Raw genomic sequence first — 17804 nt, forward strand, 5'->3', positions numbered from 1 at the left:
GGACGATGGGAGCACAATAAGGACCTCGATGTTCGCTGCGCGGCCCCTCTCCCGTTCCTCAAGAACCGTCCGCAGCGGCCGGTCGTGCCGCGCGTCGCTGGTCGCGCTGCTAATCGTCGTTCCCGGTCTGCCGGCGACGGCGCAGACCGGACTTCGGCCTTCCCTCGCCGGTACCGCCTCACCGACACCGGCGACACCCGAGCAGTTGAAGCAGCGCGAGCAGGAGCTCGAGGCCGCCCGCGCGGCCCAGAAGGCCGCCGCCGAGGCCCAGGAGCGCCTGAAGGCCGACATCGCCGCGCTCGGCGAGGATCGCGGCAAGCTCAATCAGCAGCTGATCGACGTCGCCGCGCAGGTGCGCAGCGTCGAGACGAGAGTCGGTGAGGCCGAAACGCGACTGCGCGGGCTCGACGGCCGCGAGCAGGATCTGCGCACCTCGCTGGAGGCGCGGCGCACCGAGATCATCGAGGTTCTGGCTGCGCTGCAGCGCGCCGGCCGCCGCACGCCGCCGGCCCTGCTCGTCCGTCCCGAGGATGCGCTGCAGTCGCTGCGGACCGCCATGCTGCTGGGCGCTGTGATCCCGGAGATGCGTGGCCGCGCCGAAAAGCTCTCGACCGATCTCGGCGAGCTCGTCGCCATCCGCAAGACGATCGCCAGCGAACGCGACAAGCTCGCCGGCGACCGCGACAGGCTGCGTACCGATCAGACCCGTCTCGCGGCCCTGGTGGAGGAACGCCAACGCAAGCAGAGCTCGGCCGAGAAGGACATGGAAGCCGAAAGCGCGCGCGCGGCTGTGCTGGCCCAGCAGATCGACTCGCTGCAAGGGCTGATCACGACGATGGAGCTCGATCTCAAGAGCGCCGCCAAGGCCGCGTCGACGGCAAGCCTGCAGGGCGTGCCGGTCAACAGCAAGCCGGACGCGAATGCGCTGCGCAACCCGGGCCGCAAGGCGCCCGCGATCGCGTTCGCCTCGACCAAGGGCATGCTGACGTTTCCCGTCAACGGCACCAAGATTCGCGAATTTGGCGCGTCGGACGGCGCCGGGGGCTCCGATAAAGGCATTTCTTTGGCAGCCCGGCCGGGCGCCCAGGTCACAACCCCGTGTGATGGCTGGGTTGTGTATGCGGGTCCCTTCCGCAGCTACGGACAACTCTTGATCCTCAACGCCGGTGGCGGGTATCATGTCCTGATCGCCGGGATGGAGCGCATTTCCGTCAACATCGGGCAGTTTGTTCAGACGGGAGAACCGGTCGCGACCATGGGTAACTCGTCCCAGGTCGCCTCCATTCTCGCTACCAACGCGAGTCAACCAGTGCTCTATGTCGAGTTCCGTAAGGACGGCACTCCAATCGATCCAGGCCCATGGTGGGCCGCAAATGAAGGCGAAAAGGTACGCGGATGATGCGTAAGACTTCGGTAATTCTCCTGAGCGCGGCCACCGGTGCGGCATTGACCCTGTTCGTCTCGCAACCGCGCGCGGTGTTGATGGGATCGACGGCGCGCGCCGCGACCGCCGATACCTATCGCCAGCTCAATCTGTTCGGCGACGTGTTCGAGCGCGTGCGCAGCGATTATGTCGAGAAGCCCGACGATTCGAAGCTGGTCGAGTCCGCGATCAGCGGCATGCTCTCGGGCCTTGATCCGCATTCGAGCTACATGGATGCGAAGAGCTTCCGCGACATGCAGGTGCAGACCCGCGGCGAGTTCGGCGGCCTCGGCATCGAAGTGACGATGGAAGACGGCCTGATCAAGGTGGTGTCGCCGATCGACGATACGCCGGCCTCGAAGGCGGGCATCCAGGCCAACGACATCATCACCAATCTCGACGACGAAGCCGTGCAGGGCCTGACCCTCAACCAGGCGGTCGAGAAGATGCGCGGCCCGGTCGGCACCAAGATCAAGCTGAAGGTCGTGCGCAAGGGTGCCGACAATCCGCTCGACGTGACGCTGACCCGCGACAACATCCGCGTCCGCTCGGTGCGCTCGCGCACCGAGAGCGACGACATCGCCTATGTCCGCATCACCACCTTCAACGAGCAGACCACCGAGGGCCTGAAGAAGAGCATCGCCGACCTGCAGAACCAGATCGGTGACAAGCTGAAGGGCTACATCATCGACCTGCGCAACAATCCGGGCGGCCTGCTCGAGGAGGCGGTCACCGTCTCCGACGCGTTCCTGGAGCGCGGCGAGATCGTCTCGACCCGCGGCCGCAATGCCGAGGAGACGCAGCGCCGTGCGGCACATGCCGGCGACCTCACCAAGGGCAAGCCGGTCATCGTGCTGATCAATGGCGGCTCGGCTTCGGCGTCGGAGATCGTGGCCGGCGCGCTGCAGGACCACAAGCGCGCGACCCTGGTCGGCACCCGCTCGTTCGGCAAGGGCTCGGTGCAGACCATCATCCCGCTCGGCGCCGGCAATGGCGCGCTGCGGCTGACCACCGCGCGCTACTACACGCCGTCGGGCAAGTCGATCCAGGCCAAGGGCATCGTGCCCGACATCGAGGTGCTGCAGGACGTGCCGGATGAGCTGAAGTCGCGCACCGACACCAAGGGCGAGGCTTCGCTGCGCGGCCATCTGAAGAACGACGGCGACGAGAAGACCGGCTCGCAATCCTACGTGCCGCCGGACGCCAAGGACGACAAGGCGCTCAAAATGGCCGCCGACCTCCTCCACGGCATCAAGAACAGCGCCAACACGCCGGCGCCGACCGAGAAGGCCGCGGCCGACAAGCCGGCCAAGGCTGCGAACTGAGAGGCTGCGAACTAGGCGGCAGCCGACAGACGCGCATCGGGTTTGAAGGGCGGCCTCCGGGCCGCCCTTTCCTCTTCTCTTTGGCTTCTTGCTTTCCCGCTCCGCCGATCTACGGGCTTTGGGAGACTGGCCCTGCGTCCGAATCCTCGCCGTGGTATCGTCGACCCGATTGATTCGGGAATTTCGATGACAGAGACGGCCGACGAGCTGAGCGCCCCGCTCGGACAGACGGAAACGCGTCGCAAGCGCCGCATTCGGCTTCCCTTCACGGCCCTGCAGGCCCTTGCGATGCTGCTCGGCCTGTTCCTGGTCGCGTTCGCCGGCTTTGCGATGTTCAACGACAATCCGCTCGGTGGCGAGCCGGTCGCCCGCGTCGCGATCAACGAAGGCGCAAGGCCTGCCGACGACAAGGCCGCCAAGCCGGATGGCATGTCTGAGGCAAAGGTCGATCACGGCGCGGCCCCCGCGGCCAAGCAGGAGGGCGGCGAGCGCAAGACGGTCACCATCATCGACGGCTCCAGCGGCACCCGCCAGGAGGTCGCGATCGGTGCCGGTGGCGAGACGGCGGAGCATGGATCGGCCGCTCCGGCGATCCAGATGCCCGGCGTGGACCCGCGGCTGCTGGAGAAGTCGCGCTACGGCATGATCCCGGTGATGGCCGACGGGCTGAAGCCGTTCACCGCCTATGCGGCCGAGGCTGACCGCGCCAAGGCGGCGCGCATGCCGGCCGTCGCGATCGTGATCGGTGGTCTCGGCGTCGGCGCCGCGAAGACGGTGGACGCGATCATGAAGCTGCCGCCGGCGGTCACGCTGGCCTTCACGCCCTATGGCTCCGATCCGACCAAACTCGCCGAGCGCGCCCGGGCGCAGCGCCACGAGATCCTGCTCCAGGTCCCGATGGAGCCCTACGACTATCCCGACAACGATCCGGGTCCGCAGACGCTGCTCGCTACACTCGCACCGGACCAGAACATCGACCGGTTGTTCTGGCACATGAGCCGGCTGCAGGGTTACGTCGGCATCGGCAACTTCATGGGCGCGCGCTTCGTCGCAACGGAAGCGGCGATGCAGCCGATCGTGAACGAGGCCGCCAAGCGCGGTCTGGCCTTGTTCGACGATGGCGCAGCCCCGCGCAGCGTGGCGGCCTCGCTGGCCACGGGACGCGCGATGCCGTTCGCGAAGGGCGACGTCGCCATCGACGCGGTGCCGACCCCGGTCGAGATCGACAATGCCCTCGCCAAGCTCGAAAGCCTGGCCAAGGAGCGTGGCGTCGCCGTCGGGACCGCCTCGGCACTGCCGGTCTCGATCGACCGCATCGGCACCTGGATCAAGGGGCTCGACCGCAAGGGCATTCTGCTGGTGCCATTGACAACCGCGATGCTGAAATCAAAATCGAACTGAACGAACGTGCGCCGGCCCGACTGGCGACGTGACAGCGTGAGGCCTGCGCAGCGAGGCGCAGGGTCCCGCAGGAAGGCCGAGACCGGAATGACGCGCTACGAGGACCTGCCTTACCGCACCTGCGTCGGCATCATGCTGATCAATTCGGAGGGGCTGGTTTTCATCGGTCGCCGCGCCGGCGGGATCGAGCATGTCGACGACACCCATGTCTGGCAGATGCCGCAGGGCGGCGTTGATCCCGGCGAGGATGCCTGGGAGGCGGCCAAACGCGAGCTGTACGAAGAGACCAGCGTGCGCTCCGTCGAGAAGCTGGCCGAGGTCGGGGACTGGCTGACCTACGACATCCCGCGCACGGTCGCGGGTCGCGCCTGGAAGGGCCGCTATCGCGGCCAGCGCCAGAAATGGTTCGCGCTGCGTTTCACCGGGCCCGATGCCGAGATCAACGTCGAGCGGCCCGGCGGCGGCCACCACAAGGCGGAATTCGTCAGCTGGCGCTGGGAGCCGATGAAGAACCTGCCGGGGCTGATCGTGCCGTTCAAGCGGCCGGTCTATGAGCGGGTGGTGAAGGAATTCGCCACGCTGGCTGGCGGCTGACTCGCGATCGCGGGCCGACCGCGACGCGTGGCCGAAACCGTGTCATACGCTCGCACTGCAAAGAATCTCTGCAGATCCGTCGCGACAACGCCGTCACGATGCGTTGCCATGCGAGACGAAGCCCCACGGATATGAGCATGACCGAAACCAGACCCTACCGGCCGAATGTCGGCATCGCCCTGCTCAATGCCGAAGGCCTCGTCTTCCTCGGGCGCCGCTTCCGCGACGACGGGCCGGAGATCGTCCTGCCCGGCCTCGAATGGCAGATGCCGCAGGGCGGCGTCGACCCCGGCGAGGATCTGCAGGCGGCGGCGCGGCGCGAGCTGTGGGAGGAGACCGGCATTCGCGACGCCGACATCCTCGGCGAGACCGACTGGCTGACTTACGAATTTCCCCCATTCGAGGATCCGAACCACCGGCTCGCGCGCTTTCGCGGCCAGCGCCAGAAATGGTTCGCGATGCGTTTCACCGGACGCGAGGGCGACATCGATCCGGTGACGCCGCGCAACGGCCAGCCAGCCGAGTTCGACGCCTGGCGCTGGGAGCGGCTCGCGCGCATTCCGGATCTTGTGGTGCCGTTCCGCCGTGAGGTCTACCGCGCGGTGGCGCAGGCCTTTGCGGATCTCGCCAAAGCTGGCGACTGATCAACGAAGAGTGAGGCTCACCGTCATTCCGGCCTCGCGCTCCGCGCGCCTCGGAAAGACGAGGTCGAGAGAGTTCGCCGGCTTAATTGTCCTCGACCGTGAACGGGCCGATCGCGATCACCCGACAATCGCTGTCGCGCGCGGCGCAATCGGCCAGCGCGCCGCCGATCGCGGTCTCCTCGCGATCGCCGTTGAGGCCGAAGCCGGGACGGCCAGCCGTTCCGACCGCGACTGCATTCCAGCCCGACGGCGCGGCCTCGAGGCGCCGCGCCACCTCCTCGCGCGCCTCCGGGGCGATCGCCTGATGGTTGACCGCGCGGAAGAAGCCGGTGGCTTTCATCACCGTCGGCACCGGCACCACGAAGGCATCGTCGAGCGCAACGATGATGCAGGCGGTCCCCGCCTGGGCACCGCAGGCTTCGAGATTGCGGCGAACCACGTCGTCGACGAGGTCGCCGCCGACGCTATAGAAGAACTGCCCGCCGGGCCCGAGCGCGATGGCCTTGGTCCGTCGCGCCGTGCCGTAGTTCGCCTCGAGCCGGGCTCGGCCTGTATCGCGCACCAGCGGCATCTCTGCAGCGCTGAAGGCGCGCTCGGTCATCGGGTCGTGGCGCACCCAGGGCTGCGGCGGCAACGGTGGCTTGCTGTGCACGTAGACGACGCTGTCGCCGACGGCATAGAGCTCGCATTTGCGCGGTCCGTTCGCGTTTTCCGCGCGCTGCTGGCACTGCTCCAGCGCAGCCGATTTCGCGGCCTCATCGCTCGCCTGTCCGGTGACATAGGCGCTGACGCCGTTGATCGTGGTCGCGAACGCCTTGTGATCCGGTGCCAGCACGTAGTCGCGCGCCAGCGCAATGCGGGTCCGCTCGCTCACGAACGGCACGGCTTCAGGTGCGAACTTCTCGGCGGCGACAACGGACGAAGGTTGCGGTGACGGCTGCGGCGAGGCAGCGGGCTGCACGGCGACGGATGACTGCGTCGCCGCGGGGGACGGAGATGAAGACGGGGCCGAGGAAGGCGAAGCCGGCGTGGCCGACAGCCGGGCCAGCGCTTCCGCCGCCGCCTTGGCGGCATCGCGCTGCACAGGATGCGGATCGCGGTAGTCCAGATAGAGCTCAGTCCCGACCCCGACGGCTCCGAGCGCAACCAGGGCGGCCGCAATTCGCCAGATCAGGCGGAGCCCGCCGCCGCGGGCGACTTTCTTTTCTTCCGGCGGCGCGTAGGTGCCGTCCTCGCGGCGCATCGCGACCCGATAGGCGTGCACCGGGGTCGGGATGTTCTTGACCTCCCGCGCACCCATGTCGGCGAACTGCACCGACAGCTTATTGGCGACCTGCTCGTGCACCGCGCGCGAGATGCAGATGCCGCCGACATCGGCGAGCCCCTCCAGCCTGGCTGCGATGTTGACGCCGTCACCGAGCAGATCGCCGTCGCGCTCGACGACGTCGCCGATGGTGATGCCGATGCGGTAGCTCATCTGCCGGTTCGGCGGATAGGCCATGTTGCGCGTGCGCAGGCTCTCCTGAATGTCGATCGCGCAGCGCACCGCTTCGACCGCGCTGGGAAACTCCGCGAGGACGGCATCGCCCGCGGTGTTGAAGATGCGGCCACCGGCGCGCGCGATGAAGTCGTCGACCACTTCGCGATAGGCCGCCAGACGCCGCAGCGTCTCCTCTTCATCCTCGGCGACGAGGCGGGAATAGCCGGCAATATCGGCGGCAAAAATCGCCGCGATCTTGCGCTTCAACACGATCTGCCCTGCCATGTCACCACGCCCAGTCGAACGGCCGGGAGCATGCCGTCAGATCGGCGAGCACGCAACCGGCATCCCTTGCTAGTAGTCATCCGCCGGCCCCGGACGTTCGAGCCGGAAAACGAAAATGGCCGGGCAGAGCCCGGCCATGAACGTTCATTCATACGTCGTGCTGTTGGATCAATGCAGCGCGGTCGTGTTGAGCTGCTGCTGGATCGTCTTGAAGTGATCGAGCCGCTCGATCGCACGATCGAGCTCGTTGCCCTGCTTCTCGTTCAGCTTGGATTCCATGCCGGCGATCTCGGCCGCGAAAGCGGTCTGGTCGAGCTCCTTCAGCGACGTCGCGACGTCGGCCAGAACCGTCAGACCCTTGTCCGAGATCTCGGCGAGGCCGCCGAGCACGATGATCTTCTGCTGCGAGCCGCCAGCGGTCACCGTCAGGATACCCGGCCGCAGCGTCGCCACGAATGGCGCATGGCCGGCGAGCACGCCGAAATCACCCTCCTGGCCGGGAACGTCGACCTGGTCGACCTCGCCCGAGAAGGCGATCTTTTCCGGCGAGACGAGATCGAAATGGAAAGTAGCCATTGGGAAACCTGCGAATAGCGAATAGCGAATGGCGAGTAGTGAAGGAGGAAGCAGCGAACAGTTCGTCTATTCGCTACTCCCTATTCGCTATTCGCCCTTAGGCCGCCTCGGCGGCCAGCTTCTTGCCCTTCTCGACCGCCTCGTCGATGTTGCCGACCATGTAGAAGGCGGCCTCCGGCAGGTGGTCGTACTTGCCTTCACACAGGCCCTTGAAGCCCTTGATGGTGTCGGCGAGGTCGACGAACTTGCCCGGCGATCCCGTGAAGATTTCGGCGACGTGGAACGGCTGCGACAGGAAGCGCTCGATCTTGCGGGCGCGGGCCACGGTCAGCTTGTCCTCTTCCGACAGTTCGTCCATGCCCAGGATGGCGATGATGTCCTGCAGCGACTTGTAGCGCTGCAGGATCTGCTGGACCTGACGCGCGGTCTGATAGTGCTCCTCGCCGACGACCAGCGGGGAGAGCATGCGCGAGGTCGAGTCGAGCGGGTCCACGGCCGGGTAGATGCCCTTTTCCGAGATCGCGCGGTTGAGCACGGTGGTGGCGTCCAAGTGGGCGAACGAGGTCGCCGGCGCCGGGTCGGTCAAGTCGTCGGCCGGCACGTAGATCGCCTGCACCGAGGTGATCGAGCCCTTGTTGGTGGTGGTGATGCGTTCCTGCAGCGCGCCCATGTCGGTGGCGAGCGTCGGCTGATAACCCACCGCCGAGGGGATGCGGCCGAGCAGCGCCGACACTTCCGAGCCCGCCTGGGTGAAGCGGAAGATGTTGTCGACGAAGAACAGCACGTCCTGGCCCTGGTCACGGAAGTGCTCGGCGACGGTCAGGCCGGTCAGGCCGACGCGGGCGCGCGCGCCCGGCGGCTCGTTCATCTGGCCGAACACCAGCGCGCACTTCGACTTGACGCTCGGATCGGGATTGTGCGGATCGGCGTTGACCTTGGATTCGATGAACTCGTGATAGAGGTCGTTGCCTTCACGGGTGCGCTCGCCGACGCCGGCGAACACCGAATAACCGCCGTGCGCCTTGGCGACGTTGTTGATCAGCTCCTGGATCAGCACGGTCTTTCCGACGCCGGCGCCGCCGAACAGACCGATCTTGCCGCCCTTGGCGTAGGGAGCCAGGAGGTCGACGACCTTGATGCCGGTGACGAGGATTTCCGCTTCGGTCGACTGATCGGTGTAGCTCGGCGCGTCCGCGTGGATCGGGCGCAGGCCCTCGGCCTCGACCGGGCCGGCCTCGTCGATCGGCTCGCCGATCACGTTCATGATGCGGCCGAGCGTGCCGACGCCGACCGGCACCCGGATCGGCGACCCGGTGTCGCTGACTTCCTGGCCGCGAACCAGGCCCTCGGTAGTGTCCATCGCGATGGTGCGCACGGTGGACTCGCCGAGATGCTGGGCGACCTCAAGCACGAGGCGGTTGCCGCCGTTCTTGGTTTCGAGCGAGTTGAGAATGGCCGGCAGGTGACCTTCGAACTGCACGTCGACGACGGCGCCGATGACCTGGGTGATGCGACCGATCTGGTTGGCTGCGGTAGCCATTGGATTTCTCTCCTTACGATCCGTATACGAAACCACGGTCGGCTCGACCGGGATATGTCCTTGGGTTGCGCTTCAACGGGGCGCGACGCGATCCGGTTAGACCGCCTCGGCGCCCGAAATGATTTCGATCAGTTCCTTGGTGATCATCGCCTGACGCGTGCGGTTGTAGATCAGCGTCTGCTTGCGGATCATCTCGCCGGCGTTGCGGGTGGCGTTGTCCATGGCCGACATCTGCGCCCCGTAGAACGAGGCGTTGTTTTCGAGCAGCGCGCGGAAGATCTGCACCGCGAGATTGCGCGGCAGCAGTCCGGCCAGGATCTCGTCCTCCTCCGGCTCATACTCGTAAGGCGCCAGCGGCGCCGCGTTGGCGGGCCGCGCCTCGACCACCAGCGGAATGATCTGCTGGGCGGTCGGGATCTGCGCGATCACCGAGCGGAAGCGCGAATAGAACAGCGTGCAGACGTCGAACTCGCCGGCATCGAAACGGGCGATGACCTTCTTGGCGATCTCGTCGGCATTGGCGAAGCCGATCTGGCGCACCGAGCGCAGGTCCATGTGCTCGACGATCTGCTTGTCGAACTGGCGGCGAAGCTGCTCATAACCTTTGCGGCCGACGCAGAAGAACTTCACCTCCTTGCCCTGGTTCATCAGGGCGAGCGCACGCTCGCGCGCCAGGCGGACGATCGAGGAGTTGAACGCGCCGGACAGGCCGCGCTCGCCGGTGCAGACCAGCAGCAGGTGCACCTGGTCGCGACCGGTACCCGCGAGCAGCTTCGGCCCGCCGGCGGAGGCGATGGTGGCGCTCGCGATGTTGGAGATCACAGCGTCCATCTTCTCGGCATAGGGACGCGCCGCCTCGGCCGCGAGCTGCGCACGGCGCAGCTTGGAGGCCGCGACCATCTGCATGGCCTTGGTGATCTTCTGCGTCGCCTTGGTCGAGGCGATGCGGACCCGCATGTCTTTCAGTGACGCCATTGTTCGTCGATCTCACCCCGGCGGCCGGATCCCCTTGGGACCTTGCCGTTCAACCCTCGAGATTGGTCATGCCCGGCCTGGTGCCGGACATGAGATGTCTTGTTGTCCCACGTCGACGACGTTGATGGCCGGGCGAAGTCCGGCCATCCTTTGCCGTCAGGCGAAGGTCTTGGCGAAGCCTTCGACCACCGCCTTCAGCTTGGCGGCGCTGTCGTCGGACAGATCCTTGCTGTCACGGATCGCGTTCAGCAGGTCGGCATTCTTGCCGCGCAGCAGCGACAGCAGGCCGTCCTCGAACGCGCGCACCTTGTTGAGCGGGAGCGGATCGAGATAGCCGTTGGTGCCGGCCCAGATCACGCAGACCTGCTCTTCCATCTTCAGCGGCGAGAACTGCGGCTGCTTCAGGAGCTCGGTCAGGCGCGCGCCGCGGTTGAGCAGGCGCTGGGTCGAGGCGTCCAAGTCGGAGCCGAACTGCGCGAACGCCGCCATTTCGCGGTACTGCGCCAGCTCGCCCTTGATCTTGCCGGCGACCTTCTTCATCGCCTTGGTCTGGGCCGAGGAGCCGACGCGCGACACCGACAGACCGACGTTCACGGCAGGACGGATGCCCTGGAAGAACAGATCGGTCTCCAGGAAGATCTGGCCGTCAGTGATCGAAATGACGTTGGTCGGAATGTAGGCCGACACGTCGTTGGCCTGGGTCTCGATGACGGGCAGCGCGGTGAGCGACCCCAGACCATGGTCCTTGCTGAGCTTGGCGGCCCGCTCGAGCAGGCGCGAATGCAGATAGAACACGTCGCCCGGATAGGCCTCGCGGCCCGGCGGACGGCGCAGCAGCAGCGACATCTGGCGATAGGCGACGGCCTGCTTCGACAGATCGTCATAGATGATGACGGCGTGCATGCCGTTGTCGCGGAAGTACTCGCCCATGGTGCAGCCGGTGAACGGCGCGAGATACTGCATCGGAGCCGGATCGGACGCGGTGGCGGCGATGACGATCGAGTATTCCAGCGCGCCCTGCTCTTCGAGCACCTTGACGAACTGAGCAACGGTGGAGCGCTTCTGGCCGATCGCGACGTAGACGCAATACAGCTTCTGGCTCTCGGGGGCGCCGGCAACGTTGAGCGGCTTCTGGTTCAGGATGGTGTCGAGCGCGATCGCGGTCTTGCCGGTCTGACGGTCACCAATGATCAGCTCGCGCTGGCCACGGCCGACCGGGATCAGGGCATCGATCGCCTTGAGGCCGGTCGACATCGGCTCGTTCACCGACTTGCGCGGAATGATGCCGGGGGCCTTGACGTCGACGCGCTTGCGCTCGGTCGCCTGGATCGGGCCCTTGCCGTCGATCGGATTGCCGAGCGCGTCGACGACGCGGCCGAGCAGACCCTTGCCGACCGGAGCGTCGACGATGGCGCGGGTGCGCTTGACGGTCTGGCCTTCCTTGATCTCGCGGTCGGCGCCGAAGATGACGACGCCGACATTGTCGGTCTCGAGGTTCAGCGCCATGCCGCGGGTGCCGTTCTCGAACTCGACCATCTCACCGGCCTGGACGTTGTCGAGACCGTAGACGCGGGCGATACCGTCACCGACGGACAGCACCTGTCCGACTTCGGTAACTTCGGCTTCCTGCCCGAAATTCTTGATCTGGTCCTTGAGGATCGCGGAAATTTCCGCGGCGCGGATGTCCATCAGCCTGCCTCTTTCATCGCGTGCTTGATCGAGTTGAGTTTGGTGCGAAGCGAACTATCGATCATGCGGCTGCCGAGCTTGACGACGAGCCCGCCGATAATCGCTGGATCGACTTTCACGTTGAGCGCGACGTCCTTGCCGGTCACCGTCTTCAGTGAGGCCTTCAAGGCGTCGAGATTCTTGTCGGAGAGCGGCTCGGCGACGGTGACGTCGGCCGTGGCCTCTCCCTTGTATTTGGCGACCAGCGCATTGAAGGCGCGGATCACGTCGGTCACCGCGAACAGGCGGCGGTTGGCGGTCAGCACGCGCAGCACGTTGGCGGCGACGCCGGCGATGCCGGCCTTGTCCAGCACCGCATTGAGCGCCTTGAGCTGCACATCCGCACCGAACACCGGACTGCGGACAAGGCGCTTGAGATCGGCGCTCTCATCGAGGAGGGCATTGAACCTGTCGAGATCGGCCTTGACCGCATCGACGGACTTTTCGTCACGGGCCAGTTCAAACAGGGCCGTCGCGTAACGACCGGACACACCGGATACGGAGGGATCTTCAGCAGCCACAGACGTGCTCTTTTTATATGTGCCCAACCCACAAGGGGGACACCGGCGCGCCGCTGCGGCGCAAACCGGTTAAGCCCTTGGAATTCAAGCAGGACTTTGATTTTCGATCGCCGCGGGAGCAGCTTGATCACGAAAAGCGGCGCTTTGCTAACATAGCGTACGCGCAGCCGCAACAAGCGGCGGCCCGCTATTCGGCACCTTGTTGCCGCGCCGCGGTCGGAGCGTAAGCGCCCGTCCAACGGACACGCTGATCGCGCCCAACACGCGACCCGACCCCAATACCAATCACTTCGGACAAGGTTCCAGCTGTTGCTGCATGGCCGCCATGCTGGTTTGGCCTTGACTCCCGTTGGCGGTGCCCGGCGGCCGCCGGCCGGCCCGCATCGACATTACTTGCTGACATCTTGGCGTCCTAAGCGAGAACTTAAATCAACAGTATTTTGAAGTATTTGATCGTTAAAGAAGCGTTAAAGCAACGGATTACGGAATTTTCCGTGATGAGTAGACCGCGATGCAAGATGTTTCGATCAGAGCGAAACAATTTCTACTGCCCCATTCACGCCTCATTGCCCCACCAAACGGCGCCCGCCTCAACACCTGACGGGGGTTCACTGGCCGCAGAACGCGGCAATACTGTTCGAGGGACATAGATGCTGAAACTGAAGAACATCTCGGCTGGCAAAATCGCCGGCTCGCGCACCGCGCTCGCTGTTGCCGTGACGCTGATCGTCGGCGGCAGCGCCACCGAAGCCTCGGCCCGGTCCAGGCACCACCAGCACCACGCTCGCCACCACCATCACCACATGTCGCGCCATGCTGCTCAGCCCGCGGCCGACTCGTTCTCGAACGGATGGTCGTCCAACGGCTCCTCGTGGATGAACTCCAACGCAGCGGTCACGCCGTCGTCCGGCACCGGCCGCAGCTTCTCCGGCATGGCGTCGTACTACGGCAACGAGTCCGGCAGCCGCACTGCCTCCGGCCAGCGCATGAACGCCAACGCCATGACCTGCGCGCACCGCTCGCTGCCGTTCGGCACCAAGCTGCGCGTGACCCATGGCGGCAACAGCGTCATCGTCACCGTCAACGACCGCGGCCCGTTCATCCGTGGCCGTGTGCTCGACCTCTCGACCGGCGCCGCCCGCGCCATCGGCCTGACCCGCGCCGGCGTCGGCCGCGTCACCGCTGAGGTCGTGTCGTAAGATACCCGATCTTTCCGCGCGTCATTGCGAGGAGCGAAGCGACGAAGCAATCCAGAGTCCCAACCCGGCCCTGGATTGCTTCGCTGCGCTCGCAATGACGGTGGAGAGAGCGCTACAGGAAGCTCTGCGGGTCGACGTCGACCTCGAGCTTGAGATTGCCCTTGGGCTTCTCGGCATGCGCCAGCCAGTGGCGCAGATAATCCGACAGGTCGAAATTGCGGGCCGACTTGAGCAGCAGCCGAAAGCGGTAGCGGCCCTTGATCACCGCAAGCGGCGCCTCGGCTGGGCCAAGCAGCAGCACACCCTCCTCGCGCGGCGCCGACGCGACCAGCCGGCGGGCGAAGCCCTCTGCGGTGGGCCGGTCTCCGGCCGAGATGATCAGGCTCGCGAGCCGCCCGAAGGGCGGATAGCCGGTGCGCTCGCGGACGTCGATCTCGCTGGTGTAGAAGGCCTCGCGGTCGCAGGCGACCAGCGCCTTCATGACGGGATGCTCGGGCTGGTGGGTCTGCAGGTAGCCTCGGCCTCGCCCCTGCTCACGGCCGGCGCGGCCGATCACCTGGTTCAGGAGCTGCCAGGTGCGCTCGGCGGCGCGCGGATCGCCATTGCCGAGGCCGAGATCGGCATCGACCACACCGACGAGATTGAGCCGCGGAAAGTTATGCCCCTTGGCGACGAGCTGGGTGCCGATGATGAGATCGACGCGGCCTTCCGCGATCTCCGTCAGCTCGGCGCGCATGGTCTCGATCGAGGTGATCAGATCGCTCGACAGCACCATGCTGCGCGCCTCCGGAAACAGCGCCGCCGCCTCCTCCTGCAACCTCTCCACGCCGGGTCCCACCGCGACCAGCGATTCCTCGGCCGCGCAGTGCGGACAGCTCGGCGGACGCGGCATCGAGAAGCCGCAATGGTGGCAGACCAGCCGCTGGCGAAAGCGGTGATCGACCAGCCAGGCGTCGCAGATGGTGCAGGCGAAGCGGTGACCGCAGGCGCGGCACAGGGTGAGCGGCGCATAGCCGCGGCGGTTCAGGAACAGCAGCGCCTGCTCGCCGCGCTCGATCGCGGTGCGGATCTCGCCGGCCAGCCGCGGCGAGATGTAGCGGCCGCGCGGCGGCGGCTCGCGCCGGAGATCGATGGCCTCGATATGCGGCATGTGCTGGCCGCCGAAGCGCGACGGCAGCGCCACGCGCTGGTAGCGGCCCTTGCGGGCATTGACCTCGGTCTCCACCGAGGGCGTCGCTGACGCCAGCACCACCGGGATCTTGGCGATGTGGCCGCGCACCACGGCCATGTCGCGGGCGTGGTAATGGGCGCCCTCGTCCTGCTTGTAGGCCTGGTCGTGCTCCTCGTCGACGATGATCAGGCCGAGATCGGCATAGGGCAGGAACAGCGCCGAGCGGGCGCCGACGACCACCGGCGCCTCGCCGGCGGCGATCGAAGCCCAGTTGCGCTGACGGTTGCGCGGGGTCAGCTCGGAATGCCATTCCAGCGGGCGGACGCCGAAGCGGCGCGAGAAGCGCTCCAGGAATTGGCCGGTCAGCGCGATCTCCGGCATCAGGATCAGCGACTGCCGGCCGCGGCGGACCGTTTCGGCCACCGCCTCGAAATAGACTTCCGTCTTGCCTGACCCAGTGACGCCGTCGAGCAGCGCAACCTGGAACGTGCCGCTCGCGGCCAGCGCCCGCATCGCCTCGACGCCGGCCTGCTGCGCGTCGAAGAACTCCGGCCGGGCGAAGTCGGGATCGGGCGCCGGCGGCGCCAGCGTCCGCGGCATCGCCTCCACCGTCAAGGTGCCCTCGTCGACCAGGCCGTCGATCACGCCCCCGGACACGCCGACCTCGCGCGCCAGATCCGACTTGCCGTGCAGCAGGCCGTCGGAAACGGCGTCGATGACGCGGCGGCGTGACGGCGTCAGCCGCTTCGGCGGCTCGCCGACCAGCCGGACGCCGAGGCGAACGCGCTCCGGGCCGAGATGCTCGCCCATGCGCAGGGACATCCGCAGCACCATGCCGCGGGGCGACAGCGTATAATTGGCGACCCAGTCGATCAGGGACCGCAGCTCCGGCTTGAGCGGCGGCACATCGAGCTTCTCGCTGACGTCCTTGAGCCGGTTGTGCAGGCGCGGATCGGGATTGGCATTCTCGGCCCACACCACCGCCAGCACCTCGCGCGGGCCCAGCGGCACGCCGACGACATCGCCAGCCCTCAGATCCATGCCGCGCGGCACACGGTAGGAATAGGTGTGGTCCAGCGCGACCGGAACCAGCACGTCGACCACGCCGGTCGCGCTGGCTGCACCTGGAAAGAGATCGGTCGGGCGGTCCATGAGGCCGGAGATAGCCTTGCTCTGGCTGAAGCGAAAGCCGCCCGGCAAAGTTAGCGAACGGTAAAGGACGATAGTGGGATATACATGACTCGACGAGATGAGATCGAGCTGTTCGCGATGGCTGCGACCACGACATCAGCGGCGGAGACGCCCGACATCACCGACCTCATCGGCGCCGACGAGGGCGTGGTACGGGTCATGATGCAGTGGCTGGCGCATCTGCGCAGCGAGCGCCGGCTGTCGCCGAAGACGGTCGAGGCCTATGCCCGTGACCTGCGGCAGTGCCTGCAATTCCTCTGCACCCATTGGGGCGAGCCGGTGACGCTGGCGCGCTTCGCTGCGCTGGAGGCGGCCGATATCCGCGCCTTCATGGCGATGCGACGCGCAGACGACATCGCGGGTCGGTCCTTGATGCGAACCTTGGCGGGCCTGCGCTCGTTCGGCCGCTTCCTCGAGCGCGAGGGCAAGGGCAAGGTCGGCGCACTCTCCGGAATCCGCGCGCCAAAGATCGCCAAGAGCCTGCCCAAGCCGCTGCCGATGGATGCCGCCAAGCGGCTCGCCGATGCCGACGAGCGCGCCGGCGAGACCCGGGAGACCTGGGTGCTGGCGCGCGACGCCGCTGTGATGGCCCTGCTCTACGGCTCCGGCCTGCGCATCTCCGAAGCGCTCGGCCTCAAGCGCCGCGAGGTGCCACGGCCGGGCGAAGGCGACGTGCTGGTCGTGACCGGCAAGGGCAACAAGACCCGCATGGTGCCGGTGCTGCAGAATGTGCTGCAGCTGATCGACGAGTACGCCAAGCTTTGTCCTTATCCGCTGTCTGCGGACGGGCCGATGTTCCTCGGCGCCAAGGGCGGCCCGTTGAGCCCGCGCATCATCCAGCTGACGATGGAGCGGCTGCGCGGCGCGCTCGGCCTGCCCGACAGCGCCACGCCGCACGCGCTGCGCCATTCCTTCGCGACGCATCTGCTGTCGCGCGGCGGCGACCTGCGTGCGATCCAGGAGCTGCTCGGCCACGCCTCGCTGTCGACGACCCAGGTCTATACCGGCATTGATTCGGAGCGCCTGCTGCAGGTGTACGCGTCAGCGCATCCGCGGCGGTGACATCTTTCGTTCATATCGTTTCGCTTGCGCTGTCCCCCCGGTTCCGGCAATCGTCTTGGCTGCTTGATCCGGAGGGGAACAGATGAGCGCACATGAGAGCATGGAGCATGCGGAGCATGCCGAGCATGCGTCCGGCGAAAACAAGAGGATCGCGCTGCTGATCGCCGTCATAGCCCTGTTCCTGGCGCTCTCGGAGACGCTCGGCAAGGGCGCGCAGACCGAATCGATCAGCAAGAACGTCGAGGCCTCGAACCTCTGGGCCTTCTTCCAGGCCAAGACCGTTCGCCGCACCGTGGTGCAGACCGCCGCCGAGCAGGGCAAGCTGAGCTTGCCGGCGCTGCCTGACGAGGCGGCCAAGGCGGCGTTGCAGAAGCAGATCGACGATTGGCAGAAGAATGCCGCGCGCTATCGCTCGGAGCCGGAGACCGGCGAAGGCAGCGAGCAGCTGGCCGAACGCGCCAAGCATGCCGAGCACGAGCGCGACCTCGCCACCGCAAAGTACCACCACTATGAGCTCGCGTCGGCCGCCTTCCAGATCGGCATCGTGCTGGCGTCAGCGACGATCATCACGGGCATGCTCGTGCTGGCCTGGGCGTCCGGAGGGCTCGCGCTGATCGGTATTGCCATGACGTTGCTCGGCCTGTTCCAGCCGCATCTCTTGCATCTGCACTGAGGTCAGCGACAGCAAC

At 66.6% G+C, this 17804-nt stretch carries 15 protein-coding genes; 8 read left to right on the plus strand and 7 right to left on the minus strand.

All coding sequences use genetic code 11. From position 1 onward, the window contains the following. Positions 1-28: 28 nt before the first annotated feature. The 5 genes from QX124_RS18085 (at position 29) to QX124_RS18105 (ending at position 5387) form a co-directional block, all read left to right on the plus strand. The gene (locus QX124_RS18085; RefSeq protein WP_315797878.1) at positions 29-1399 is read left to right on the plus strand and encodes a murein hydrolase activator EnvC family protein; all 1371 of its coding nucleotides are present in this window, start codon (positions 29-31) and stop codon (positions 1397-1399) included. After that, a complete protein-coding gene (locus QX124_RS18090; protein WP_315740726.1) occupies positions 1396-2748 on the plus strand; it encodes a S41 family peptidase in 1353 nt (450 codons plus the stop codon). Before QX124_RS18085 ends, QX124_RS18090 begins: the two co-directional genes overlap by 4 nt. Before the next feature lie 186 nt (positions 2749-2934). After that, positions 2935-4149, plus strand: coding sequence for a divergent polysaccharide deacetylase family protein (locus tag QX124_RS18095; RefSeq protein ID WP_315797879.1), 1215 nt, complete (start codon positions 2935-2937; stop codon positions 4147-4149). Positions 4150-4236: 87 nt separating this feature from the next. After that, entirely contained in the window at positions 4237-4743 is a 507-nt protein-coding gene (locus QX124_RS18100) for an RNA pyrophosphohydrolase (RefSeq protein WP_315740724.1), read from the plus strand. A gap of 137 nt (positions 4744-4880) precedes the next feature. Further along, a complete protein-coding gene (locus QX124_RS18105; protein ID WP_315797880.1) occupies positions 4881-5387 on the plus strand; it encodes an RNA pyrophosphohydrolase in 507 nt (168 codons plus the stop codon). A gap of 82 nt (positions 5388-5469) precedes the next feature. Here the strand turns inward: QX124_RS18105 and QX124_RS18110 are convergent, their stop codons facing one another. From QX124_RS18110 to QX124_RS18135, 6 genes are all read right to left on the minus strand, one after another. After that, complete coding sequence (locus QX124_RS18110; RefSeq protein WP_315797881.1) at positions 5470-7152, minus strand: adenylate/guanylate cyclase domain-containing protein; 1683 nt, start codon at positions 7150-7152, stop codon at positions 5470-5472. 168 nt (positions 7153-7320) lie between these two features. After that, on the minus strand, positions 7321-7728 hold the full coding sequence (locus tag QX124_RS18115; RefSeq protein ID WP_315740721.1) for a F0F1 ATP synthase subunit epsilon: 408 nt from the start codon (positions 7726-7728) through the stop codon (positions 7321-7323). 97 nt (positions 7729-7825) lie between these two features. Next, positions 7826-9268: a F0F1 ATP synthase subunit beta gene (atpD, locus tag QX124_RS18120; protein WP_315740720.1), complete on the minus strand. Its 1443-nt coding sequence runs from the start codon at positions 9266-9268 to the stop codon at positions 7826-7828. A 96-nt stretch (positions 9269-9364) separates the two neighbouring features. Beyond that, positions 9365-10243: a F0F1 ATP synthase subunit gamma gene (locus tag QX124_RS18125; RefSeq protein WP_315770540.1), complete on the minus strand. Its 879-nt coding sequence runs from the start codon at positions 10241-10243 to the stop codon at positions 9365-9367. A 156-nt stretch (positions 10244-10399) separates the two neighbouring features. Next, positions 10400-11932 carry a F0F1 ATP synthase subunit alpha gene (gene atpA / locus QX124_RS18130; protein ID WP_315715935.1) on the minus strand — a complete coding sequence of 511 codons (1533 nt, stop codon included), beginning with the start codon at positions 11930-11932 and terminating at the stop codon, positions 10400-10402. After that, positions 11932-12492 (minus strand): F0F1 ATP synthase subunit delta, encoded by a 561-nt coding sequence (locus tag QX124_RS18135; RefSeq protein WP_315770542.1) that lies wholly within the window; start codon positions 12490-12492, stop codon positions 11932-11934. Before QX124_RS18135 ends, atpA begins: the two co-directional genes overlap by 1 nt. A 650-nt stretch (positions 12493-13142) precedes the next feature. On the opposite strand from QX124_RS18135, the gene QX124_RS18140 reads away from it, so the two are divergent. Then, on the plus strand, positions 13143-13691 hold the full coding sequence (locus tag QX124_RS18140) for a septal ring lytic transglycosylase RlpA family protein (protein WP_315740717.1): 549 nt from the start codon (positions 13143-13145) through the stop codon (positions 13689-13691). A gap of 112 nt (positions 13692-13803) precedes the next feature. Here the strand turns inward: QX124_RS18140 and QX124_RS18145 are convergent, their stop codons facing one another. Further along, complete coding sequence (locus QX124_RS18145) at positions 13804-16014, minus strand: primosomal protein N' (RefSeq protein ID WP_315770544.1); 2211 nt, start codon at positions 16012-16014, stop codon at positions 13804-13806. A 117-nt stretch (positions 16015-16131) separates the two neighbouring features. Here QX124_RS18145 and QX124_RS18150 point away from each other — a divergent pair, with 117 nt between their 5' ends. Continuing rightward, a complete protein-coding gene (locus tag QX124_RS18150; RefSeq protein ID WP_315770677.1) occupies positions 16132-17115 on the plus strand; it encodes a tyrosine recombinase XerC in 984 nt (327 codons plus the stop codon). 82 nt (positions 17116-17197) lie between these two features. Next, positions 17198-17788, plus strand: a complete 591-nt coding sequence (locus tag QX124_RS18155; RefSeq protein WP_315770546.1) for a DUF4337 domain-containing protein — start codon at positions 17198-17200, stop codon at positions 17786-17788. Positions 17789-17804 lie beyond the last annotated feature (16 nt).

Origin of the sequence: Bradyrhizobium sp. SZCCHNRI3043, from assembly GCF_032377735.1 — a bacterium.
Taxonomy (GTDB): Bacteria; Pseudomonadota; Alphaproteobacteria; order Rhizobiales; family Xanthobacteraceae; genus Bradyrhizobium.